Raw genomic sequence first — 20,254 nt, 5'->3', positions numbered from 1 at the left:
TGCGGCAGGGACGGCCAGCCATCCCGATGCCGGGTTACTATGGACGGTCTTGGTCAGACGCGGGTCCGGTCTGCCTACGAAAATTTTTTACATAAAAACAGGTGCATACATGAAGACTCGCGGTCTTGGGACATTGGCCATTCATGCGGGACAGCAGCCGGATCCGTCGACGGGCGCGATCATGACGCCGATCTACGCCACCTCGACGTATGTGCAGCAGAGCCCCGGCAAGCACCTGGGTTATGAATATTCGCGAACGCAAAATCCTACTCGGATGGCCTACGAACGCTGTATGACGGAGCTGGAAGGCGGCACCGCTGGCTTCGCGTTTGCGTCGGGACTTGCGGCCGCGGCCGTGGTGCTCGATCTCCTGGAGACGGGAAGCCATGTCATTGCCATGGACGATCTGTATGGCGGCAGCTACAGGCTCTTCGAGTGTGTTCGCCGGAAGTCCGCCGGTCTCGACTTCACCTTCGTGGATCTCAATGACGAAGCCGCTCTCAAGGCTGCGCTGAAGCCCAACACCAAGATGATTTGGGCGGAGACGCCCACCAACCCGATGCTTAAGCTGGTGGACCTGGAAAAGGTTGCTAAATTTGCCAAAAAGCACGGCCTTATTTTTGTCGTCGACAACACTTTCTGTTCGCCGATGATTCAGCGCCCGTTGGCCTACGGCGCGGACTTGGTGCTTCATTCGGCGACAAAGTATCTGAATGGTCATTCAGACATGGTGGGCGGCATTGTCGTCGCCAAGGATGATGAGCTCGCACAGCAGATGGGCTTTTTGCAAAACTCTGTGGGCGCTGTAGCTGGTCCATTCGATGCATTTTTGGCCATGCGTGGCCTCAAGACCCTGCATCTTCGTATGAAAGCGCATAACGAAAATGCGTTGGAGCTCGCCCGCTGGCTGGAGTCGCACGATCAAGTTCAGAGGGTGATCTATCCTGGCCTTAAGAGTCATTCGCAACACGCCTTGGCCAAGCGTCAGATGGCGGGCTTTGGCGGCATCATCAGCATGGAAGTTAAAGGCGGACTGCGCAAGGCGCGCAAGACGCTGGAGCGATGTGAGCTGTTCGCACTGGCCGAATCGCTTGGTGGCGTGGAAAGCCTTATCGAGCATCCGGCATTAATGACGCACGCGACAGTGCCGCCGGCAAATCGAAAGAGGCTAGGTATCACCGATTCGTTGATCAGATTGTCAGTGGGTGTAGAGGATGTTCAGGACCTCAAGCATGAATTGGCATACGCACTGAAATGAAGGCGTGGTGCCGGCGATCTGCCTCGTGGAGAGTGGCGAACGCCGGCACGACGAGACAATCGGTGTTGTTTGTGTTCTGCCGCGTTCCGTGGCTCATTTTTGAGTATGGTCAAAATGCGTACATTTTCTGCTTCGCCTATAGAGTTGATCGGTAGCTTCTGGCGCCGTCGTGAGCTGATAGGCGATCTTATAAAAAGAGATGTGGTTGGCCGCTATCGCGGATCATTAATGGGCATTGTGTGGTCTTTTATTAATCCACTATTTATGCTGGCGGTATATACCTTCGTTTTTGCCGTGATCTTCAAGGCAAGATGGGGTGGCAATGTTTCGGGAGGGAATCTTGAATTCGCCCTCGTATTGTTCGCCGGCCTGATGGTCTTTAATGTCTTTGCCGAATGCGTGAATAAATCGCCCGGCTTGATCATTTCAAATGCGAATTATGTGAAGAAGGTGATCTTCCCGCTGGAGATACTCCCGTGGGTCACGATGGGTTCGGCCTTGTTTCACGGTGCGGTAAGCCTGCTAGTGTGGCTTCTCTTCTATACCATTTCGTTTGGGATTCCTGGCGCTTGGTCGCTGCTATTGCCAGTCGTGGTATTGCCGCTCCTGTTGTTCACTCTTGGGCTTTCCTGGATTCTGGCTTCGATCGGCACTTATCTTCGGGATATGCTGCAATTTATCGGCCTGATCACAACGGCGCTGATGTTTCTGTCGCCGATTTTTTATCCGATCACTTCACTGCCTGAAAGATATCGGCTGATATTCATGCTCAATCCTCTCACGATAACCATCGAGCAGGTGCGAGGGGTGTTGATCTGGAATAAAGAGCCGGATTGGGCCTGGACTTTGGGTGGGATTCTGGTCGCAGCGTTGTTCGCATGGCTAGGATTCTTCCTGTTCCAAAAGACGCGTAGGGGCTTTGCCGATGTCTTGTGATGTCGCTATCAAGATTCAAGATCTGAGTAAGCATTATCAGATTTACGAGCAACCGAGCGATAGACTTCGGCAGATATTTTCTCGCGGGCGAAAGAAGTTCCATAAGGACTTTTGCGCTGTCCAAGATGTGAGCTTCGAGGTGGCTCGTGGCGAGGTGGTGGGGATCGTCGGAAAGAACGGCAGTGGCAAGTCGACTCTGCTGCAAATGATCTGTGGGACCTTGAACCCGACCACCGGGACGGTTGAAGTCAAAGGGCGCGTGGCGGCGCTGCTTGAGCTGGGTGCGGGATTCAATCCCGAATTTACCGGGCGAGAGAACGTCTATCTTTCGGCGGCGCTTTATGGATTGAGTCGCCAAGAGATCGACGCTCGATATGACGAGATCGTTGCGTTCTCGGAAATCGGAGAGTTCATCGATCAGCCAGTTAAAACTTACTCAAGTGGCATGTTCGTTCGCCTCGCATTTGCGGTGATCGCTCATGTCGACGCCGATGTGTTGGTGATCGACGAGGCCTTGTCGGTTGGTGATGCGTACTTCGTACAGAAGTGCATGCGTTTCCTTCGTGAGTTCATGAGGCGCGGAACTTTGCTTTTCTGTAGTCACGACACCGAGGCCGTGTTACACCTTTGCACCAAAGCGATTCTTATGAATCGCGGTCGTCTTGAGCTTCTGGCCGAGCCGAAAAAGGTCGTAGAGAAGTATCTTGCTGCCTTCTATTCCACGGAAAACTCGGCGCAGCGGGAAGAAAATAATGGTTCGGAGGCGCCATCGGCGGTTGCCATCGATCTGGGTGAATATCGTGATGCGCGATTGAGCGTGATTAATCAGTCCGCGCTCAGGAACGATATTGAATTATTCAGGTTTGACGAGCAGCAGTCGAGTTTTGGTCAGGGCGGAGCGAGGATCGTTGACGTACAGCTTCTCGACTCCGTTGGCCGGCCGCTTTCCTGGGCCGTGGGCGGGGAGGATGTGCAACTGTGCATCCGTTGCGAGATCTTCGTTACGCTTAATCGTCCCATCGTCGGATTCCAGTTCCGCGATCGGCTGGGGCAGATCATTTTTGCCGACAACACCTACCTGTCTTACTGCGATGCGCCGATAACCGCGGTGGCGAACTCGGAGCTAGTAGCCTTATTCAGCTTTCGCATGCCGTTGCTTCCTTCGGGCGATTACAGCATTTCTCCTGCGATCGCAGACGGCACCCAGGAAACGCATGTTCAGCATCACTGGGTTCACGATGCCTGCATCGTCCGTGTTCACGCGAGCTCCGTTTGCCTCGGCTTAGTGGGCGTGCCCATGCGAGCCATTAGCCTTGCTGTTAGTTCATGATTTTTGTGTCCTGGAGTTGTTCTCGGAGTCCTTATGAAGTTTACCGGTGAGCGCTTTATTCCCACTGAGCAGGGAGAAATCAGGTTAGAGCATTTTCATAGATATGCCCTGGCCAGGGGATTAGTCGCCGGTAAGGACGTGCTCGACGTGGCGTGCGGCGAGGGTTACGGCTCTTCTATTCTCGCTAGTCAGGCTCGCAGCGTCGTCGGTGTCGACATCTCGAATGAGGCGGTCGATCACGCGCGCGCCACGTATGGAGATGCGTCGAATCTTGAATTCCGACAAGGAAGTGCTGCGGCGCTCGACTTGCCAGACAACGCTTTTGACGTAGTCGTGTCGTTTGAAACGGTCGAGCACCTGTTCGAACAGGAAGAGATGCTGGCCGAACTGAGACGCGTGCTGCGCCCCTCGGGCATTCTCTTGATGTCATCGCCGAATCGCCCGATCTACTCGGACGCGGCTGGCCATCACAATGAGTACCACGTGAAAGAGCTCGATTTCATCGAGTTCGATGCCTTGCTCAAGACGCAGTTTCCGAAAATCCAATATTGGGGGCAACGGCTCGCCGTGGGGTCTGCTGTGCTGCCGCTGGAAGGGGAGTCGGATGCGCTCCGCTCATTCCTTGATAACGGAAAGGATGTTCGCACTGCATCGCCGAAGATCGATGCACCGGTTTATTACATGGCGCTCTGCGCGAACGACGCCGTGACCTTGCCGTCGCTCGGCTCGTCGATGTACTTCCTGTCGGATTTCGATCTGCTCAAGGAATATCATTCGTACGCGAACTGGACGATGGAGTTGGTCCGCGAGCTTAAGCATATGAACGAGCAGTATGCTCGTGTCGAAGCCGAGCAGGCTCGCATCATCGTATGGGCTACCGGACTGAATGATACGGTGCTCGCACGCGACGCAGAAATTGCGCGAATGAACGATTTGGTCGAGCACAATCAAGCGATGATTGATGATCTTGGAGCGGCTTTAGGGAAGGCCGAGGCCTTAGCCGAAGGCGAGCGCGCAGCAGAGCGCGAAAACCGAGCGGCGCTTCTTGAAGGAATGCTTTCCAACCTCGAGACGTCATTGCAGGAGAGGAACGACCTTCTCGAAGCGAACAATAAGCGCATTGATGAGCTCGGTAATGCGCTTGGCGTTGTGACGACGGAGCGTGATCGTCATTTCGCAGCGCTCAATAAGCTTCTCAAAGAGAGATCGGACGCCGCGCACGGAAACGATATGCTGATTGCGCAGCTTCGAAGCAGACTTACGGAGTCGGAGCATGAGCGAGAGCGCGTCATTCAATGGTCTCGCGATTTGAACGCTGGCATTGAGGATCGCGATCGGCAATTGGCGAGCTTGGGTGCACGAAGGCTGGTGCGGCTGTCTGGCGCCATTGACAGGATGCGCACGCGGACGCGTTCCGTCTTCGCCATGCTGAAGGCCGGTCCGAAGGCCATTTTCCACTATGGGTCTTTCTTGAAGGCCATTTCCCATGCACTTCGCGTAGTGCGGCGCGACGGTGTGGGTGGTTTGCACCAGAAGGCTATCCTTCTAGAGCAGCGCTATGGCAGAGCCGCGGCAAGTGCGCAATCCGCGGTGGATGACATGGGGTTGTACCAGATCGTTCAAGATGCTGCTCTGGGCTATCAGCCGAAAGTCTCGGTCATCGTTCCCAATTTTAATCATGGCCCCTATCTTCGTGACCGACTTGAGTCGATCTACAAGCAGTCGTACAAGAACATAGAGATCATTCTGCTCGACGATTGTTCTACCGATAATAGTCGCGACATATTGACCGAATATGCCGAGCGATATCCGGATGTCACCGTCAGTAGCTTCAACGTGATCAATTCGGGCGGTGTGTTCAATCAGTGGAAGAAGGGCCTGCGCCTCGCCACCGGCGAACTCATATGGATTGCCGAAAGCGACGACTATGTCACCTTGAATTTCCTGGAAGAGCTCGTCCGGGATTTTGCTAATCCTGCGGTCATGCTGTCCTTCTGTCGGACGGACTTCGTATCCGGCGAGGCTTGTGAGCGTATCTGGACCACCGAAGAATATCTGGGCGAATTCGGGGTCTCGACCTGGGCATCGCCGTTCGTAAGGTCGGCACATCGCCTGGTGAACGAAATGTGGGCGACCAAGAATATCGTCCCGAATGTAAGCAGTGCTGTGTTCAGGCACCCTGGCCATATGGATCTTTTGGACGATCCGGAATGGATGAATTTGAGGCTGTGCGGGGATTGGGTGTTTTATCTGTCGGTCGCTAGAGGCGGTCTGGTGTCTTATCGGCCCACCGCGACCAATTTCTACCGGCAGCATCAGGCGAACACGTCCGTCAACGCACAAAAGGATGATGTTTATTATCGCGAGCACGAGATCGTCGCTCGGCGTCTTATGTCGATGTACAAGGTGGACGAAGAGCCTTTGCGTAAGCAGAGGGAACAGCTCTATCAGCACTGGACGAAGACGCGGGGAAGTGATTCCGAGAGTCGCTTCAAGGAGCTTTATAGCCTTGAGAGGATCGAGGGGGCTTGCGAGCTGCGTAAGCCGAATGTCGTGATGGTCGTCTACTCGCTGGCTGCGGGAGGAGGGGAAACCTTGCCTCTGACGCTGGCAAATATTCTCAAGGAGAAGGGGTATGCGGTTACGGTGCTTAACTGTGCACAAGCTGCTACTGAGATCGGTGTGAGGAGCATGCTCAGCTCGTCCATTCCGCTCCTTGAGCTGCCGCGGCTCGAGCTGGTGGAGGCGGTCGGCAAGGACATGGGCATAGAGCTGGTGCACTCGCATCACGCCTGGGTCGATGTCACGCTTTCGTTTCTTTTGGCGCATAGCCCAAATGTGCGCCAGGTGGTTACGACGCACGGCATGTACGAGATGCTCGATGCGGAGCATCTGAAGGGGCATCTGCCTATTCTTGACGAACGGGTCGATAGGTTTGTCTACACGGCCGAGAAGAACCTAGCGGCGTTTAGCGAGGAGTTCCGCAAGCGTAAAAAATTTGTGCGCATCGACAACGCGCTGGCACGAAGCCCCATTCGGCCGGTAGCGCGCGAAGAGCTCGATATAGCGGAGGGCGACTTTGTGCTTTGTATGGTCGCACGAGCTATTCCGGAGAAGGGCTGGGAGGAAGCTATTGCTGCGGTGACGCGGGCGAACGAAGTTTCCGCGAGGACTGTCCATCTCTTGTTGATCGGGCAGGGGGCGGAATCGGATCGCCTTAGCGCCGGCACCGTCCCTCCATTTATCCATTTCCTCGGGTTCAAGAAAAATATTCGAGATTATTTCTCCATGGCGGATCTTGGCTTCTTGCCCTCGCGTTTTCGCGGTGAAAGCTTTCCCCTCGTTCTTATTGATTGTCTTTATGCGGGTAAGCCGCTCTTGGCAAGCAATATCGGTGAGATCAAGGGAATGCTTGGGGTGGGCGACGGGATGGCCGGCGAGGTTTTTGACTTGAATGATTGGAATATTGAAGTCGAGAGTCTGGCAAAACAGATCGCCCAACTCGCCAACGACTCCGATCGATATATGAAGCTTGCCACGCATGTACACGCCGCGGCAGAAAAATTTGACCCAGATACTATGTGCGAGCGATACGAAGCGGTTTATCGGAGTTGTGTGGGATTCCAGGACCAATCGTTTCACGTAAAGTAACGATGAGCTGATATATCGCGGGTTTCGCCATGATTGTTGTGGCGTCTGCATCGCCCGCGATGCGTCTCTTTGAAAACCTCGGATGTGTTGGCGCGTCGTTGCGCTTTCTGGCATGCCGAACATGAATTCGGATGATCTGGTGGAATTCCTATGAAGTGCTTGGTCTTGGGTGGAGGCGGATTTATCGGCTCGGCGGTCGTGGATAGGCTGCTGCGCGATGGGCATGCGGTGCGGGTGTTCGAGAGACCGCGCGTCGAGCCTTTTCGCAGCTTTGAACCCGCTGAGGATGTGGAGTGGGTAACTGGCGACTTGCAAAGCGTTCACGATGTGCGTGAGGCTTTGACGGGCGTCGACGTCGTACTCCATCTGGTGTCGACGACTCTTCCAAAGAGCTCGAACGATGATCCGATCTATGACGTTCAGAGCAACGTTCTCTGCTCCATCCAGATACTTCAGTTGATGGTCGAGCTCGGGATCAAGCGCATCGTATTCATTTCGTCGGGCGGAACGGTCTATGGTATTCCGCAGATCGTTCCCATTCCGGAAACCCATCCGACGAACCCTGAGGTTTCTTACGGGATAAGCAAGCTGGCGATAGAGAAATATCTCTACTTGTTTAATCGACTGCACGGGATAAAGCCGGTGATTTTCCGGGTGGCAAATCCCTATGGCGAGCGACAGCGCGTGGCGACGGCGCAAGGGGCAATTGCCGCGTTCGTGCAGCGAGCGCTGCGTGGTGAACACGTGGAAATATGGGGCGATGGTTCGGTCGAACGAGACTATATCTACGTATCCGATGTGGCGGACGCGTTTAGCGCGGCACTCGCCTATCAGGGCGAGCGCATCATTTTTAATATCGGCTCCGGCGGCAGCATTAGTTTGAACGGTCTCGTCGATATCCTGGAAAAGGCGATCGGCCGCTCCATCGAGCGCTGTTACCTTCCCGGCAGGCCGTTTGATGTTCCGGTCAACTCGCTAGATACAAGGCTGGCGCAAAGCGAGCTGGGTTGGACGCCTAACGTTTCTTTGGCAGATGGCCTGAATAGAACCATTCGTTGGGTGCGTGCCCAGTTAGGGCATTAACCGGTACTGATTCCGCCGCGAGCATGGCTGGCCTGGCGCCCAGAGCATCGCTTTGAGCGGTGGTTTTACGCTGCTGTATATGCGCCCTTATTGGGCGGCCGCGCGGCAGGTTGGTAAGAAAAAGGGCGATCTATGTCGCCCTTTTTCGATCCCGCTCGCGGAATAAATTAGCTGAGGGCCTGCTCGATACTGGGGATCAGGGTGAACAGGTCGCCCACCAGACCAATATCGGCCACTTCGAAGATCGGAGCTTCCCCGTCTTTGTTGATGGCGACGATAGTCCCCGCGTCCTTGATGCCCGTAAGGTGCTGGATCGCGCCGGAGATGCCGATGGCCATGTATAGCTCGGGAGCGATGATCTTGCCGGTTTGGCCGACCTGTAGTTCGTTCGGCACGTAACCGGCGTCGACCGCGGCTCGGGAGGCGCCTACGGCGGCGCCGATCTTGTCGGCGAGCCTGTAGATGATCTCGAAGTTCTCCTTCGAACCGACGCCGCGACCGCCTGAGACCACCTTGCTCGCGCTTTGCAGGTCCGGGCGATCGCTCTTACCCTGCTGCAGCGCGACGAAGCGGGTGTGCGTCGGCAGCTTGGCTTCAACCGCCAGGCTTTCTACCGTGGCGCTGTTGGCGCCCGTTGCGGCGGCGGGCCACGATGCTGTGCGGATGGTGGCCACCACGATATGAGTGGGGTTGGCCTCGACGGTAACGATGGCGTTGCCGGCGTAGATGGGGCGCTTGAAGTTGTGCGCACCTTCGACGGCCATGACGTCGCTGACCTGCGGGACGCCCAGCAGGGCAGCCACGCGCGGGGCGACGTCCTTGCCGAAGGTCGTGGACGGGAAGAACACATGCGTGTACCCGGAGGCGGCCTTCGCGATTTGGGGGGCCAGTACGGCGGCCAGTGGATGGGAGTTCTCGGTGCGGGCGACAGTGAAGACCTTGCTGACGCCCTCGATCTTGGCGGCTTCCGCGGCGATGGCGTCGACCTGGTCGGCCAGCACAAGCACGTCGATCGCATCGCCCTTGACGGCGCTGGCTGCGCTGACTGCGCGCGCGGTGGAAAGGTTGAGTTTGCCGTTGAGGTGTTCGGCGATAACCAGAATTGTGCTCATGTCTATCTCCTGACAACCTGCTTATAGCAGGCCCTTTTGCTTCAGCGCGGCGACCAGCTCGGCCGCATCCTTCACCATCACGCCCTTGCTGCGCTTGGCCGGCGCGGCATAGTGCGTGATCTTGAGATGGTTGTGAGCCTGGACGCCCAGCGAGGTGAACTCGATGGTGTCGATGGGCTTGGCTTTGGCCTTCATGATGTCCGGCAGCTTGATGAAGCGTGGCTCGTTGAGGCGAAGGTCGGTGGTGATCACGGCGGGGAGTTCGGCCTCGATCACTTCTAGGCCGGCGTCCACTTCGCGCGTCACGGTTGCCTTGCCGCTGGTGGCGATCTCGACTTCGCTGGCGAAAGTCGCCTGCGGGCGATCCCACAGCGCGGCAAGCATCTGGCCGGTCTGGTTGGCGTCGTCGTCGATGGCCTGCTTGCCGAGGATGACCAGCTCTGGCTGTTCTTTCTCCACCAACTTGAGCAGGATGCGTGCGGCGGTGAGCGGCTGCACTTCCTCGACGGTCACCACGTGGATGGCTCGGTTGGCGCCCATGGCCAGGCCGTTGCGCAAATGCGCGGTGAGGTCGGCCGGACCGATGCCTACCACCACTACCTCGGTGGCGATGCCCTTCTCGCGCAGACGCAGGGCCTCTTCCAGGGCGATATCATCGAACGGGTTGGCTGATAGCTTGACGCCATCGGTCATCACGCCTGTGCCGTCGGACTTCACCTGAATTCGTACATTGAAGTCCACCACGCGCTTGTAGCCGACAAGAATCTTCATCTACGGATCCTTCATGATTGGCCGCCCGACTAGAGCGGAAGCAACGATTCTAACCTGATTCAAACAATCGTATGAGTCTTGGCCGGATGCGGCTGGAGCGTTAAGTCAGCCCAATACTCGCCGCAGGGTACTGGCGGCTATTTCCGGTGAAAAATGCTGTTCGACATTGCTGAGGCTCGATGTCGAGATGCGCTGCCACAGGGCCTCATCGTCACGCAGTCTCAGTACGGCGTGGACGAAATCCGCGGGATTTTCGGCGAGGAGCACATCCTCGTCATGGCGCAAATGCATCCCTTCGGCGGCGAGGCCCGTGGCAATCACCGGTAGTCCGTAGCTCATGGACATATTGATCTTCCCCTTAACCCCGGCGCCGAAGCGCAACGGGGCCAGTGAGGCGATACATCCCTCCATCCACGGCGCAAGATCCGCGACGCGCCCGTGAATGGTCACGCCGTCCGTGGTCAGTTCCCGACGCAGGACTTCCGATACATCGCCTAGCAGGTGCACGGTCATGTCCGGAGCTGCTTGCTGAAGCAGCGGCGCGATATCGTTCGCGATCCAACGCATCGCGTCCACATTCGGGGGGTGGCCCTGCCCGCCTATAAAGACGACGTCCTTGCGCCCAGAGTGCGGGCGGGGGCAGGAGTGAGGCCGGTGAATATTGGAAAGCAGCTCAATGCTAGCGTTGGGCAGCAACTGCTTTAGCAAGCTTTTTTCGTCATTGCTTACGACGAAGGTGATGTCGCAGAATGCAATCAGCTCGAGTTCGCTTTGGCGCGAGGCGGTTGATTGCCGGGCCATGACCGTTTGCCCGCTCACCTCGGAAGCGCGCTGTTCGCGAAGAAAGTGCAGGTCGACGGTGTCGAAGATCAAACGCGCTCGAGGAGCGCTTTGGCGCACCAAATGAGCATATTGCCCGGCCACGGTATGGCGGCAGAGCATGACTGCATCGAGCGTCTTGCCGTGCAGCGCAAGCCACCGCGGCAAATGAGTCGTCTTGGGAAGGTTCAGGATTTCGACGCCGATCGTTCCCAGTCGGGCAGTGTCATCCCGAGAGCGGCGGCCGTCGTCGGGATAGAAGGCAACGCTCCAGCCCTGGTCGACCAACAGACGAAGGATTTCAACCAATCGCAAGGAGCCCGAATCGCGGCTCGGGTCGGGCGCTGCGGCGTCGACGACTAGGATTCTTCCCCGCGTGCGCCAGCGCACGGCAAGATCTGCGGGTCTGCGGGGCGCCGGATGATGGGCAAGCTGCGCGGCCCATTTTTCGGTGAAAACAGCCTGATTGATGGTCTGGTAACGCTTCATGCCACCATGAGGATCGGTGCCCGCGCTGATGCCCTCGCAGTGAATGACCACACTGGACGGTACATAAAACACGCGCCGGCCGGTTTCGCGAACAGCGAAAGCGAGATCTGCATCTTCGTAGTAGGCAGGGGCATAGTGTTCGTCGAATCCCCCAATGGCTTCGAATAGCTTGCCGGGGATCATCAATGACGCGCCCGATACATAGTCGACTTCGCGGCGGTATTGCCAGGCAAGTGCGTCGCGCGACTCGAATCGCCCAACATTCCAGCAACTACCGTCACTGAAGATCAATCCGCCCGCTTCTTGCAAACGGCCGTCTGGATACACCAGTCGGCTGCCTGCTATGCCGCAGTCCGGCTGCTCCTGGAAGCAGGACAGCAGGGCATCGAGCCATCCGGCGGTAACCTGAGTGTCGTTGTTGAGGAAGAGCAGATATTCGCCGCGCGCAATTGCGGCGCCAGCGTTACAGCTGCCGACGAAGCCAAGGTTGCTCGTATTGATCAGCAGCCGGAGTCCTTCGATCTGGGACAGAGTATTGGCGCTGTCGTCGGGCGATGCATCGTCAACCACGACGACTTCGAATGGTATGTCCCCTGCTTGAGCTGCAAGTGAGCGCAGGCAGGCTAGCGTGTACGGAAGCTTGCCGTGGACGGGGATGATGATCGAAACGCGTGGCGACGCAGCGCAGGGCAACGCAAAAGGAGTGAAGGACACGTCAAGTGGCAGTAGCTGCAGTGATTCGTCCGTCTCCGGAAGGCTTCGGAACTCCTCGGCGATGCGCGACGCCGTGCCTCGCCATCCGCGCAGGGCTACGCTGGCGCGCATGCGCTGGAGCAAATAGGCGACGCGCTTCGTTCGCCACTTGAGCTTGGCAATCAGTGTGGTATCCCCAGCCTGTTTCACAAATTCTGATAATTCGGCCCCGACCCACCCTCTGGCGTTACCCAGTTGATGATCTGGTAGGGGTCTTTGATATCGCAGGTCTTGCAGTGCACGCAGTTGGCGGCATTGATCTGCAAGCGTTTGCCGGCTTCATCCTGCACGATCTCGTAGACGTTGGCCGGGCAGAAGCGCTGGCATGGATTGCCATATTCCTCGGCGCACTTGGTGACGCAGATGGTGGTGTCCGCAACGTGCAGATGAATCGGTTGGTCTTCGTCGTGCTCGGTGGCGGCGAAGTACACACCGGCCAGTCGGTCGCGTGGCGCCAGATCACGCTGCACATAGTCGCGCTTGGGTTCTTCCTGCTGACCAAGCTTGTGCAGCGAGGACCAGTCGGCCTTGTTCTTCAGCGTCCACGGTGAGGCGCCGCCGGTGATGGTTTCCCAGGCGGCGTTGAGCATGCCGAACCACAGGCCCTTCTTGAAGGCGGGCTTGATGTTGCGAACCGTCTTGAGTTCGACCATCACATCAGAGCCGCGCAGTTTGGTATCGAAGCCGGCGGGGTCGAGTCCGTTGGCGGCGAGATGTTCGGCGGCCAGCATGCCGCTCTTGATCGCCTGGTGCGTGCCCTTGATCTTGGGCACGTTGAGCAGGCCGGCGGTGTCGCCGATCAGCAGGGCGCCGGGCATTTCGACCTTGGGCAGTGACTGGTAGCCGCCGGTGACGATGGCGCGGGCACCGGCGGAAAGGATGGTGCCGCCATCCAGCAAGGCCTTGACCGAGGGATGGTTTTTCCATTGCTGGAAGGCCTCCCATGGCTGGTAGTTGGGATCGCTGTAATCGAGGCCGCTGACATAGCCAAGGGCGATGCGGTCCTTGTCCAGGTGGTAGAGGAAGCTGCCGCCGTAGGTGTGGCTGTCGGCCGGCCAACCGAAACTGTGCACGATCTTGCCTGGCGTCGCGCGGCCTGTCGGTACCTGCCACAGTTCCTTGATGCCGATGGAATAACCCTGCGGGTCGCTGTCCTTGTCCAGCGCAAAGCGCTTGATCAATTGTTTGGTCAGGCTGCCGCGCGCGCCTTCGGCGAGCACGGTGACCTTGGCCTTGATGTCGATGCCCTGGGTATAGCTGGACTTGTGCGAGCCGTCTTTCGCCACGCCCATGTCGCCAATACGCACGCCAGCGACGGAGCCGTCCTCGTTATAAATAGTGTCGGCGGCGGCGAAGCCGGGGAATACGTCGACGCCGAGGGCTTCCGCCTGTGGCGCCATCCAGGCGCACAGGGCGCCGAGCGAAACGATGAAGTTGCCGTGGTTGTGCATGCCCGGCGGTACCGGCAGCTTGCGGCCACCGGTCTTGCTGAGCAACCAGAATTCGTCTTCGGTGGCCGGTACGCAGATCGGCGGCGGGTTGTCGCGCCAGCCCGGTAGCAAGGCGTCCAGTGGCTGCGGCTCGATCACCGCGCCGGAGAGGATCTGCGCGCCGATGGTGGAAGCCTTCTCGATCACGCACATGCTGACATCGGGCTTGAGCTGCTTGAGCCGGATCGCGAACGCCAGGCCGGCGGGGCCGGCGCCGACGACGATCACGTCGTATTCCATCGTTTCGCGTTCGCTCATGGCGTGCTCCAAAAGTCCTGGCTGGCTTCAATGGCTGGCGTCGGCAGCGCCTGTCTGTGCAAGCGGCAGCCGGGGCGGCCCGGGCCACCTCAGCACGCCATTGTCCGGTTTCGCGCACTGTGCGGCAACGCATGGTGCGATACCACTTGCAAACCTTTCACCACAGACGGTGATAATCGAAGCTGTTTGAAAGGGAGTTTTCATGAACCAGCTACCGCCGATTTCCGGACATGACCTGCGCCGCGCCACCCTTTGCCAACTGCTGCACTGGCTCGCCATCGGCCGGGTCCAGCCGCAAGGGCTGGCCGATGTGTACCAGGAGGCCATCGATCGGCTGAATCCGCAGCTCAATGCCTTTGTCGGGCTGAGTTCCGGCTTGCTGCAGGAGCAGGCCAGGGCGGCCCAGAACCGGCGTCGCGATGGGGTGATCGGCCGGCTGGACGGGATCCCGGTAGCTATCAAGGACAATTTCGATGTGGCCGGCTGGACCACGCGCGCAGGCTTGCCGGGGCGCACGCGTGCTGCGGATACGGATGCCCATGCGGTGGCCCGTCTGCGCGCTTCGGGTGCCGTGCTGGTAGGCAAGACCAATATGGATGAAGGTGCGCTGGGCGCGGTGACCGACAATCCACATTTCGGCCCCACCCACAATCCGCATCGTCATGGCTATACCGCTGGCGGTTCCTCGGGTGGTGCGGCCGCGGCGGTGGCCGCCGGGCTGGCGGTGGCGGCAATTGGCTCGGACAGTCTCGGCTCTATCCGCATCCCGGCCAGTTACTGTGGCATCTACGCGCTCAAGCCTACGCACGGTGAAATCTCCGCGCGCGGGCTGGTACCGGCGGCGCGGCGGCTGGATGCGGTAGGCCTGTTGGCGCGCAGCGCCAACGATCTCACGGTGCTGCTGCAGGTGCTGGCGGGTTACGACGCCGATGATGCGCGCTCGCGCCGCCGCCGTGTGGCCTTCGCGCCACCGGATTGGGAGCCGGGCAATCTGCGTTGCGGGCTGTTGCCCGACCTCGCTGCCGTAGGTGTGGAGCCGGCAGTCATCGAGGTGTTTGAAAAGGCGCTGGCGCAGTTGCCGCGTGAGTTGGGCGAGCGTCGTTCGGTCGACTTCAGCGATTGGGATTTCGCTCGTACCCGTCGTGCTGGTTTGTTCCTGATGGAGGCGGAAATGCTCAGCACCTTCGCTGACGATCTGGCCGACACCGACCACCCAGTATCCCCACGCTTCCGCAAAATGCTCTCCTACGCCGCCAGCAAGAGCGCAGCCGACTATGCCATCGCGGACCGCGTGCTGGATGCGGCCACGCTGAAGATGCGCCGCTTGTTCGCCCAGGTGGATGTGCTGGTCATGCCCACCACCCCCCAGGGTGCGTTTCCGCTCGATGGCCCGGTGCCGGATTCGCAGGCTGACCTGACCAGCTTCGCGAGTCTTGCTGGCTGCCCCGCAGTCAGTATCCCAATGGGCCAGCTGCCGAATGGCTTGCCGGTCGGACTGCAACTGGTTGGCGCACGCGGTTCGGATCTGCGCCTGCTGGAGCTGGCGGCGGTCTGCGCGGCCACATTGGATGTGGAGCCGGCCTATCCCGTCATCGCCTGATCGCCATGAGCCTGTTCGGCGACGATCTGACGAAAGCGTGGCAGCCGATTCCTTTGCCGGGCGCGCAGCTTCGCTGGATTCCGCAGTGGCTGGAACTGGATGAGGCAGATGCTTTGCTTGCCGACTTGCGCGAATCGATTCCGTGGGAAACCCATCGCATCCGTATCTTCGGCCGCGAGGTGGATTCGCCCAGGTTGAGCTGCTGGATCGGCGATGCCGATGCCAGCTACGTCTATTCGCGCACGCGCTTCGAGCCACACCCATGGAATGCCACGTTGATGACGTTGCGCCAGCGGGTAGAGGCGGCCTGCGCGGTACGTTTCAATAGCGTGCTGGCCAATCTCTATCGCGACGGGCAAGACGCGATGGGCTGGCACAGCGATGCCGAGCCTGAGCTGGGAGAGCAACCGGTGATTGCCTCGCTGAGCCTGGGCGCGGAGCGGCGCTTTCGCCTGCGTCAGCGCACATCGGCGGGCGGAAGGCGCGAGGCCTACGGCATCACCCTGCCGCACGGTAGCCTGCTATGCATGGCCGGAGATACGCAGCGGCGCTATCAGCACGATCTACCGCGGACGCGCGCTGTCACAGGAGCGCGGCTCAACCTCACGTTTCGCTGGATACATCCACGCGATGCGTGATTAGGGCGATACGTTGTGCCCGGTTGTGTCCATGCGCTGCTGCAGCGTCCATCCCACGATCTGATTGGCCAGCGTGTCGCTGGCCTGGCCGAACGCGGCGACCACCTGAGGTACGGCCGTACCGCTCACCGGCTGGCTGATCTCGAAGCGATGCGTTGCCACGATGCGCAGGCCACTGTTGCGGACCAGGCGGGCGTCGTAGCGCACCACGATCACCGGCTGGCCGCTGCGGTACTCCGACTGGAAGGCGGTGAGGTCACCGCTTAACGCATAGTCTGCCTGCAGGTTCATGTCGTCGCTGCTGAGCGCGGCGATGCGGCCGTCGTCGCGAAAGGCCTCCAGCAAGCGGTTGCGTAGCAGGGTGGGTACGCGATCGCTCCAGCGCGCGCCTTGGTACACGCTGACGACATCGCCCCGCGGTAGCACGGCGATGCGGGCGCTGTCGATGCTGCGATCCGCCTGCGGGGTGTCGATGCGCAATGACCAGTTCACTGCTCCAGCTTGCGCATGTGGCAGTGCGGTGGATGGCAGGCGATAGATCTCCGGCGACTCGGCCTTGGGAAGCACCGAGCAACCGGCGAGCCAGGCAAGCGACAGCACTCCGACCACTCGGAACACAGGGCGGGTGGCGATCTTCATGGCACGAACTCCTTACTGCGGTCGCGGCCGAGCAGGAAGCCAGCCGGGTTGTCGTCGAGCTTGCGCGATATGCCGCGCAGCGAGCCGGCGGCATCGCGCAGTTCGCGTACCGCCGGACCAAGTTCGCTCAGCCCCTGCATGCCGCCATTGAGTGCGGCGCGGTTGTCGTTGAGCAAGTGGTCGATCGCGGCCGTAGAGCGTTCCAGCGAAGCCATCGCGTTCTTGGCGCTATCGAGCGTGGCGCGCGCCTGCACATCGATAAGGCCGTTGGCGTTGTGCGCCAACTGTTCCGTCTGCGCCAGTGTGGCATTGGCCTGCTTGCTGGCTTCGGCCAATTGGCGCAGTAGCTGCCGGATGTCGTCACGCTGGTCGGCAATGGCGCCGGTGGCCTTGTCCAGATGGTCCAGTGTGCGGCTGATGCGATTGACGTTGTCTTCCGACAGCAGCTGGTTGGCACGCGAGACCACGTCGTTGATATTGGTCATTACGTCTTCGCCGTTGGCGAGCAGGCGGCTGAGCGGCGACGGATCGGCCACGATCACGGGCGCACGACCATCGCTGGATACCAGTGCCGGGCTGCTAGGCGAGCCGCCGCTGAGCTGGATGATGGCCATGCCAGTAACGCCGGTGAGTGCCAGCTTGGCGTGAGTGTCCTGGCGTACCGGTGTGTCAGCACCCACACGGATGCGGGCAAGTACGCGTCGCGGGTCTTTCGGGTCCAGCTTGAGCTGGGTTACGTCGCCGACCTTGATGCCGTTGTATTGCACCGCGCCGCCCTGCGACAGGCCGGTGACCGCCTCGTTGAAGACGATCTCGTATTCGTTGAACTGTTTGTCCGTGCTGGACTTGGCCAGCCAGGTGCTGAACAGCAGGGCGGCGGCCACCACAATCACTGTGAACAGGCCGATCAACACATGATGGGCTCGGGTTTCCATCTCAGTTCACCTCTCGCGTTGCTTCGGCGGCTTGTAAGGCAGCGCGTCCGCGCGGGCCATGGAAATAGGATTGCACCCAGGGATCGTCGGTGGCGGCCACCACGTCCAGGCGGTCGCACACCAACACTTTCTTCTGCGACAGCACGGCCACGCGGTCGCAGATGGTGTAGAGCGTGTCCAGGTCGTGGGTGACCAGGAAGACGGTCAATCCCAACGCATCGCGCAGGGTCAGAATCAGTTGGTCGAAGGCTGCCGCGCTGATCGGGTCCAGGCCGGCGGTGGGCTCATCGAGAAAAAGGATTTCGGGATCCAGCGCCAGCGCGCGGGCGAGCGCGGCGCGCTTGACCATGCCACCGGAGAGTTTGGACGGGTACTTGCGTTCCGTCCCTTGCGGCAGACCGGCCAAGGCCAGCTTCACCCCAGCCAGCGCCTCGGCGTCGGCACGCTTGAGGCCGATATGCTCGATCAACGGCATGGCAACGTTTTCCGCGATGTTCTGCGAAGAAAACAGGGCCCCATTCTGAAATAGCACGCCGAAGCGGCGCTCTATCTTTGAGCGTCGTTCCGGCGACAGACTGAGCAGATCTTCGCCGAATACGTGTACGCGGCCCGATGTGGGGCGGCGCAGGCCGACGATGGTGCGAAGCAGGACCGACTTGCCGGTGCCGGAGCCGCCGACTACACCGAGGATTTCGCCTCGCCGCACGTCGAGGTTCAGATGCTCATGCACGGCCTGACTGCCGAAGCGGTTGGTCAGGTCACGAACCTGGATCACGTCCTCGGTGGCGGGTTTGTCAGCGATGACGGCGTTCACCAGCCCATCTCCATAAAGAACAACGCGGCCAGCGCATCGATCAGGATCACCACGAAGATGGATTGCACCACGCTGGACGTGGTGTGTTCGCCCACCGATTGCGCGCTGCCGCTGACCTTGAAGCCCTCGAGGCAGCCGATCACCGCGATAAGGAAGGCGAATACCGGCGCCTTGACCAGGCCGACCAGGAAATGGCGCACGCCGATATCGCTCTTCAGCAGGTTGAGGAACATGGCCGGCGAGATATCCAGCACCAGCGCGCAGACCACCCCGCCACCGACGATGCCCGCCATCATGGCCAGGAAGGTAAGCAGAGGCAGCGACACCAGCAGGGCGAGCACACGCGGCAGCACCAGCAGCTCCATCGGGTTCAGGCCCATGACGCGGATGGCATCGATCTCCTCGTTTACCTTCATCGAGCCGATCTGCGCGGTGAAGGCGCTGGCCGTGCGGCCGGCCATCAGAATGGCGGTGAGCAGCACACCGAATTCGCGTAGGAACGAGAACGCCACCAGGTCCACCGTATAAATCGTGGCGCCGAAATCGGCGAGTACGGTCGAGCCGAGAAAGGCCACTACTGCGCCAACCATGAAAGTGAGCAGGACCACGATCGGCACCGCATCCAGCCCGGTCTGCTCGATATGCGACACCAGCGAGGTGATGCGCCAGCGGCGGGGCTGGGGCAGGGTACGGACCATCGATTCGAGTGTGAGTCCGATAAAGCCGAGCAACTGCAACTGCTGATGCCAGATGCTCTCCATGGCCCGCCCGATACGGGCAAGCAGTTCGGTAACGACCGAGCCTTTGGGGCTGCGGGCCGGCCGGCCATAGGTGTTCAGTGCCGTGCCCACGGTCTGCAGCAAGGCCCGCTGGGCGGCCGGGAGATTCGGGGCTTCGCGCGCCAGATCGCCAATACGTTTGGCGCCTAGCAGGCGGACCAGCAGTGAAGCGCCTGCAGTGTCCAGCTCGCCCAGTGCTGCCAGATCGACCTGGATATCGTCCGTCAGCGGACGGGTCAGCGCGTCGACCTCACCTTCCAGCTCGGTGTAATGGGCCAGCGTCCAGTTGCCTGCGACGCGCAGACGAGGAGGCTGCGCGCTGGCATCGAGTTCCGCGCTTCCCGTCGCCGTCGATGTGCTCATGCGCCGCATCTTATTACACGCTGGTGTTGGCTAGGTGGTGACGCTGGCCTTGAATCGGGAGAGCAATGTGAGCTGCGGTGACGTGATCGCCTATGCGGGGCGGCCTGTCTTGGTCGCCGATCGGTTCGCCGCGCATATGCTGTGGATGGATGACGACGCCTCGGTGTCTAACCGAGCCTATCGGTTGAAGATCGGTACGCGCACGGTGAATACACACGTGACCACCATCAAACATAAGGTAGATGTGAATACTCTGGTCACAGTCGCCTGCGGCATGCTGGATTTCGCGCTACGGCTGGCGGCCAATGTGCATTGGGTAGCATCTGGATCTCGACAAGCATGCCTGTGATGCCAGCAAGGGACAGCGTCCGCGCTGCCTGTGGTTCACCAGTCTCTACAACTGGCAGAGCGCGGGGTGTCTGTCTGCTCGCGGATGATGGCAGCTCATCGCTCGGGTGACGGACACATACGGCGCCGCATAGCGTAATCACCATCGCCGTGGTGCAGGGCGGCTTGGATTGCCCCGGGGTGGCGGC

15 protein-coding genes and 1 pseudogene are annotated in these 20,254 nt (G+C 59.7%); 8 read left to right on the top strand and 8 right to left on the bottom strand.

All coding sequences use genetic code 11. The annotated features are described in order from the left end of the window. The first annotated feature begins 109 nt into the window (after positions 1 to 109). From ISS97_RS14430 to ISS97_RS14410, 5 genes are all read left to right on the top strand, one after another. Entirely contained in the window at positions 110 to 1,258 is a 1,149-nt protein-coding gene (locus tag ISS97_RS14430) for a trans-sulfuration enzyme family protein (protein ID WP_379985722.1), read from the top strand. A 114-nt stretch (positions 1,259 to 1,372) separates the two neighbouring features. Further along, positions 1,373 to 2,194: an ABC transporter permease gene (locus tag ISS97_RS14425; protein WP_379985723.1), complete on the top strand. Its 822-nt coding sequence runs from the start codon at positions 1,373 to 1,375 to the stop codon at positions 2,192 to 2,194. Next, on the top strand, positions 2,184 to 3,524 hold the full coding sequence (locus tag ISS97_RS14420) for an ABC transporter ATP-binding protein (protein WP_379985724.1): 1,341 nt from the start codon (positions 2,184 to 2,186) through the stop codon (positions 3,522 to 3,524). The genes ISS97_RS14425 and ISS97_RS14420 overlap by 11 nt, the downstream gene beginning before the upstream one ends. 33 nt (positions 3,525 to 3,557) lie before the next feature. Beyond that, complete coding sequence (locus ISS97_RS14415) at positions 3,558 to 7,175, top strand: glycosyltransferase (RefSeq protein WP_379985725.1); 3,618 nt, start codon at positions 3,558 to 3,560, stop codon at positions 7,173 to 7,175. A 150-nt stretch (positions 7,176 to 7,325) separates the two neighbouring features. Next, positions 7,326 to 8,258, top strand: coding sequence for an NAD-dependent epimerase/dehydratase family protein (locus ISS97_RS14410; protein ID WP_379985726.1), 933 nt, complete (start codon positions 7,326 to 7,328; stop codon positions 8,256 to 8,258). Positions 8,259 to 8,425: 167 nt separating this feature from the next. Here ISS97_RS14410 and ISS97_RS14405 read toward each other — a convergent pair whose 3' ends face one another. From ISS97_RS14405 to ISS97_RS14390, 4 genes are all read right to left on the bottom strand, one after another. Then, on the bottom strand, positions 8,426 to 9,370 hold the full coding sequence (locus ISS97_RS14405) for an electron transfer flavoprotein subunit alpha/FixB family protein (RefSeq protein WP_379985727.1): 945 nt from the start codon (positions 9,368 to 9,370) through the stop codon (positions 8,426 to 8,428). Positions 9,371 to 9,391: 21 nt separating this feature from the next. Beyond that, the gene (locus ISS97_RS14400) at positions 9,392 to 10,141 is read right to left on the bottom strand and encodes an electron transfer flavoprotein subunit beta/FixA family protein (RefSeq protein WP_379985728.1); all 750 of its coding nucleotides are present in this window, start codon (positions 10,139 to 10,141) and stop codon (positions 9,392 to 9,394) included. Between the two features lie 105 nt (positions 10,142 to 10,246). Then, positions 10,247 to 12,352: a glycosyltransferase gene (locus ISS97_RS14395; RefSeq protein WP_379985729.1), complete on the bottom strand. Its 2,106-nt coding sequence runs from the start codon at positions 12,350 to 12,352 to the stop codon at positions 10,247 to 10,249. After that, positions 12,349 to 13,950 (bottom strand): electron transfer flavoprotein-ubiquinone oxidoreductase, encoded by a 1,602-nt coding sequence (locus ISS97_RS14390; RefSeq protein ID WP_379985730.1) that lies wholly within the window; start codon positions 13,948 to 13,950, stop codon positions 12,349 to 12,351. Before ISS97_RS14390 ends, ISS97_RS14395 begins: the two co-directional genes overlap by 4 nt. A 202-nt stretch (positions 13,951 to 14,152) precedes the next feature. On the opposite strand from ISS97_RS14390, the gene ISS97_RS14385 reads away from it, so the two are divergent. After that, positions 14,153 to 15,550: an amidase gene (locus tag ISS97_RS14385; RefSeq protein ID WP_379985731.1), complete on the top strand. Its 1,398-nt coding sequence runs from the start codon at positions 14,153 to 14,155 to the stop codon at positions 15,548 to 15,550. Between the two features lie 5 nt (positions 15,551 to 15,555). Next, a complete protein-coding gene (locus ISS97_RS14380; RefSeq protein WP_379985732.1) occupies positions 15,556 to 16,188 on the top strand; it encodes an alpha-ketoglutarate-dependent dioxygenase AlkB family protein in 633 nt (210 codons plus the stop codon). On the opposite strand, the gene ISS97_RS14375 is transcribed toward ISS97_RS14380, so the two are convergent. Genes ISS97_RS14375 through ISS97_RS14360 form a run of 4 tightly spaced genes read right to left on the bottom strand, consistent with a single transcriptional unit; the run spans position 16,189 to position 19,718 of the window. Beyond that, positions 16,189 to 16,827, bottom strand: a complete 639-nt coding sequence (locus ISS97_RS14375) for an ABC-type transport auxiliary lipoprotein family protein (RefSeq protein ID WP_379985733.1) — start codon at positions 16,825 to 16,827, stop codon at positions 16,189 to 16,191. Then, on the bottom strand, positions 16,824 to 17,762 hold the full coding sequence (locus ISS97_RS14370) for an MlaD family protein (protein WP_379985734.1): 939 nt from the start codon (positions 17,760 to 17,762) through the stop codon (positions 16,824 to 16,826). Before ISS97_RS14370 ends, ISS97_RS14375 begins: the two co-directional genes overlap by 4 nt. Position 17,763: 1 nt before the next feature. Continuing rightward, on the bottom strand, positions 17,764 to 18,576 hold the full coding sequence (locus tag ISS97_RS14365; protein ID WP_379985735.1) for an ABC transporter ATP-binding protein: 813 nt from the start codon (positions 18,574 to 18,576) through the stop codon (positions 17,764 to 17,766). Further along, positions 18,573 to 19,718 carry an ABC transporter permease gene (locus ISS97_RS14360; protein ID WP_379985736.1) on the bottom strand — a complete coding sequence of 382 codons (1,146 nt, stop codon included), beginning with the start codon at positions 19,716 to 19,718 and terminating at the stop codon, positions 18,573 to 18,575. Before ISS97_RS14360 ends, ISS97_RS14365 begins: the two co-directional genes overlap by 4 nt. Positions 19,719 to 19,755: 37 nt before the next feature. Here ISS97_RS14360 and ISS97_RS14355 point away from each other — a divergent pair. Next, a pseudogene (locus tag ISS97_RS14355) lies at positions 19,756 to 20,113 on the top strand (elongation factor 1-alpha C-terminal domain-related protein); the annotation flags it as partial. Between the last annotated feature and the right edge of the window lie 141 nt (positions 20,114 to 20,254).

This window comes from Dyella koreensis (assembly GCF_044904565.1).
In the GTDB taxonomy this organism is placed as follows: Bacteria; Pseudomonadota; Gammaproteobacteria; order Xanthomonadales; family Rhodanobacteraceae; genus Dyella_D; species Dyella_D koreensis.
The sequence above is the reverse complement of the archived record's forward strand: the minus strand, read 5'-3'. Positions and strand labels throughout refer to the sequence as shown.

What these genes read in the sequence shown, in the direction of transcription:
- ISS97_RS14430 (WP_379985722.1), top strand. Translation starts at nt 110, where the DNA reads ATGAAGACTCGCGGTCTTGGGACATTGGCCATTCATGCGGGACAGCAG.
- ISS97_RS14425 (WP_379985723.1), top strand. Translation starts at nt 1,373, where the DNA reads ATGCGTACATTTTCTGCTTCGCCTATAGAGTTGATCGGTAGCTTCTGG.
- ISS97_RS14420 (WP_379985724.1), top strand. Translation starts at nt 2,184, where the DNA reads ATGTCTTGTGATGTCGCTATCAAGATTCAAGATCTGAGTAAGCATTAT.
- ISS97_RS14415 (WP_379985725.1), top strand. Translation starts at nt 3,558, where the DNA reads ATGAAGTTTACCGGTGAGCGCTTTATTCCCACTGAGCAGGGAGAAATC.
- ISS97_RS14410 (WP_379985726.1), top strand. Translation starts at nt 7,326, where the DNA reads ATGAAGTGCTTGGTCTTGGGTGGAGGCGGATTTATCGGCTCGGCGGTC.
- ISS97_RS14405 (WP_379985727.1), bottom strand. Translation starts at nt 9,370, where the DNA reads ATGAGCACAATTCTGGTTATCGCCGAACACCTCAACGGCAAACTCAAC.
- ISS97_RS14400 (WP_379985728.1), bottom strand. Translation starts at nt 10,141, where the DNA reads ATGAAGATTCTTGTCGGCTACAAGCGCGTGGTGGACTTCAATGTACGA.
- ISS97_RS14390 (WP_379985730.1), bottom strand. Translation starts at nt 13,950, where the DNA reads ATGAGCGAACGCGAAACGATGGAATACGACGTGATCGTCGTCGGCGCC.
- ISS97_RS14385 (WP_379985731.1), top strand. Translation starts at nt 14,153, where the DNA reads ATGAACCAGCTACCGCCGATTTCCGGACATGACCTGCGCCGCGCCACC.
- ISS97_RS14380 (WP_379985732.1), top strand. Translation starts at nt 15,556, where the DNA reads ATGAGCCTGTTCGGCGACGATCTGACGAAAGCGTGGCAGCCGATTCCT.
- ISS97_RS14375 (WP_379985733.1), bottom strand. Translation starts at nt 16,827, where the DNA reads ATGAAGATCGCCACCCGCCCTGTGTTCCGAGTGGTCGGAGTGCTGTCG.
- ISS97_RS14370 (WP_379985734.1), bottom strand. Translation starts at nt 17,762, where the DNA reads ATGGAAACCCGAGCCCATCATGTGTTGATCGGCCTGTTCACAGTGATT.
- ISS97_RS14360 (WP_379985736.1), bottom strand. Translation starts at nt 19,718, where the DNA reads ATGAGCACATCGACGGCGACGGGAAGCGCGGAACTCGATGCCAGCGCG.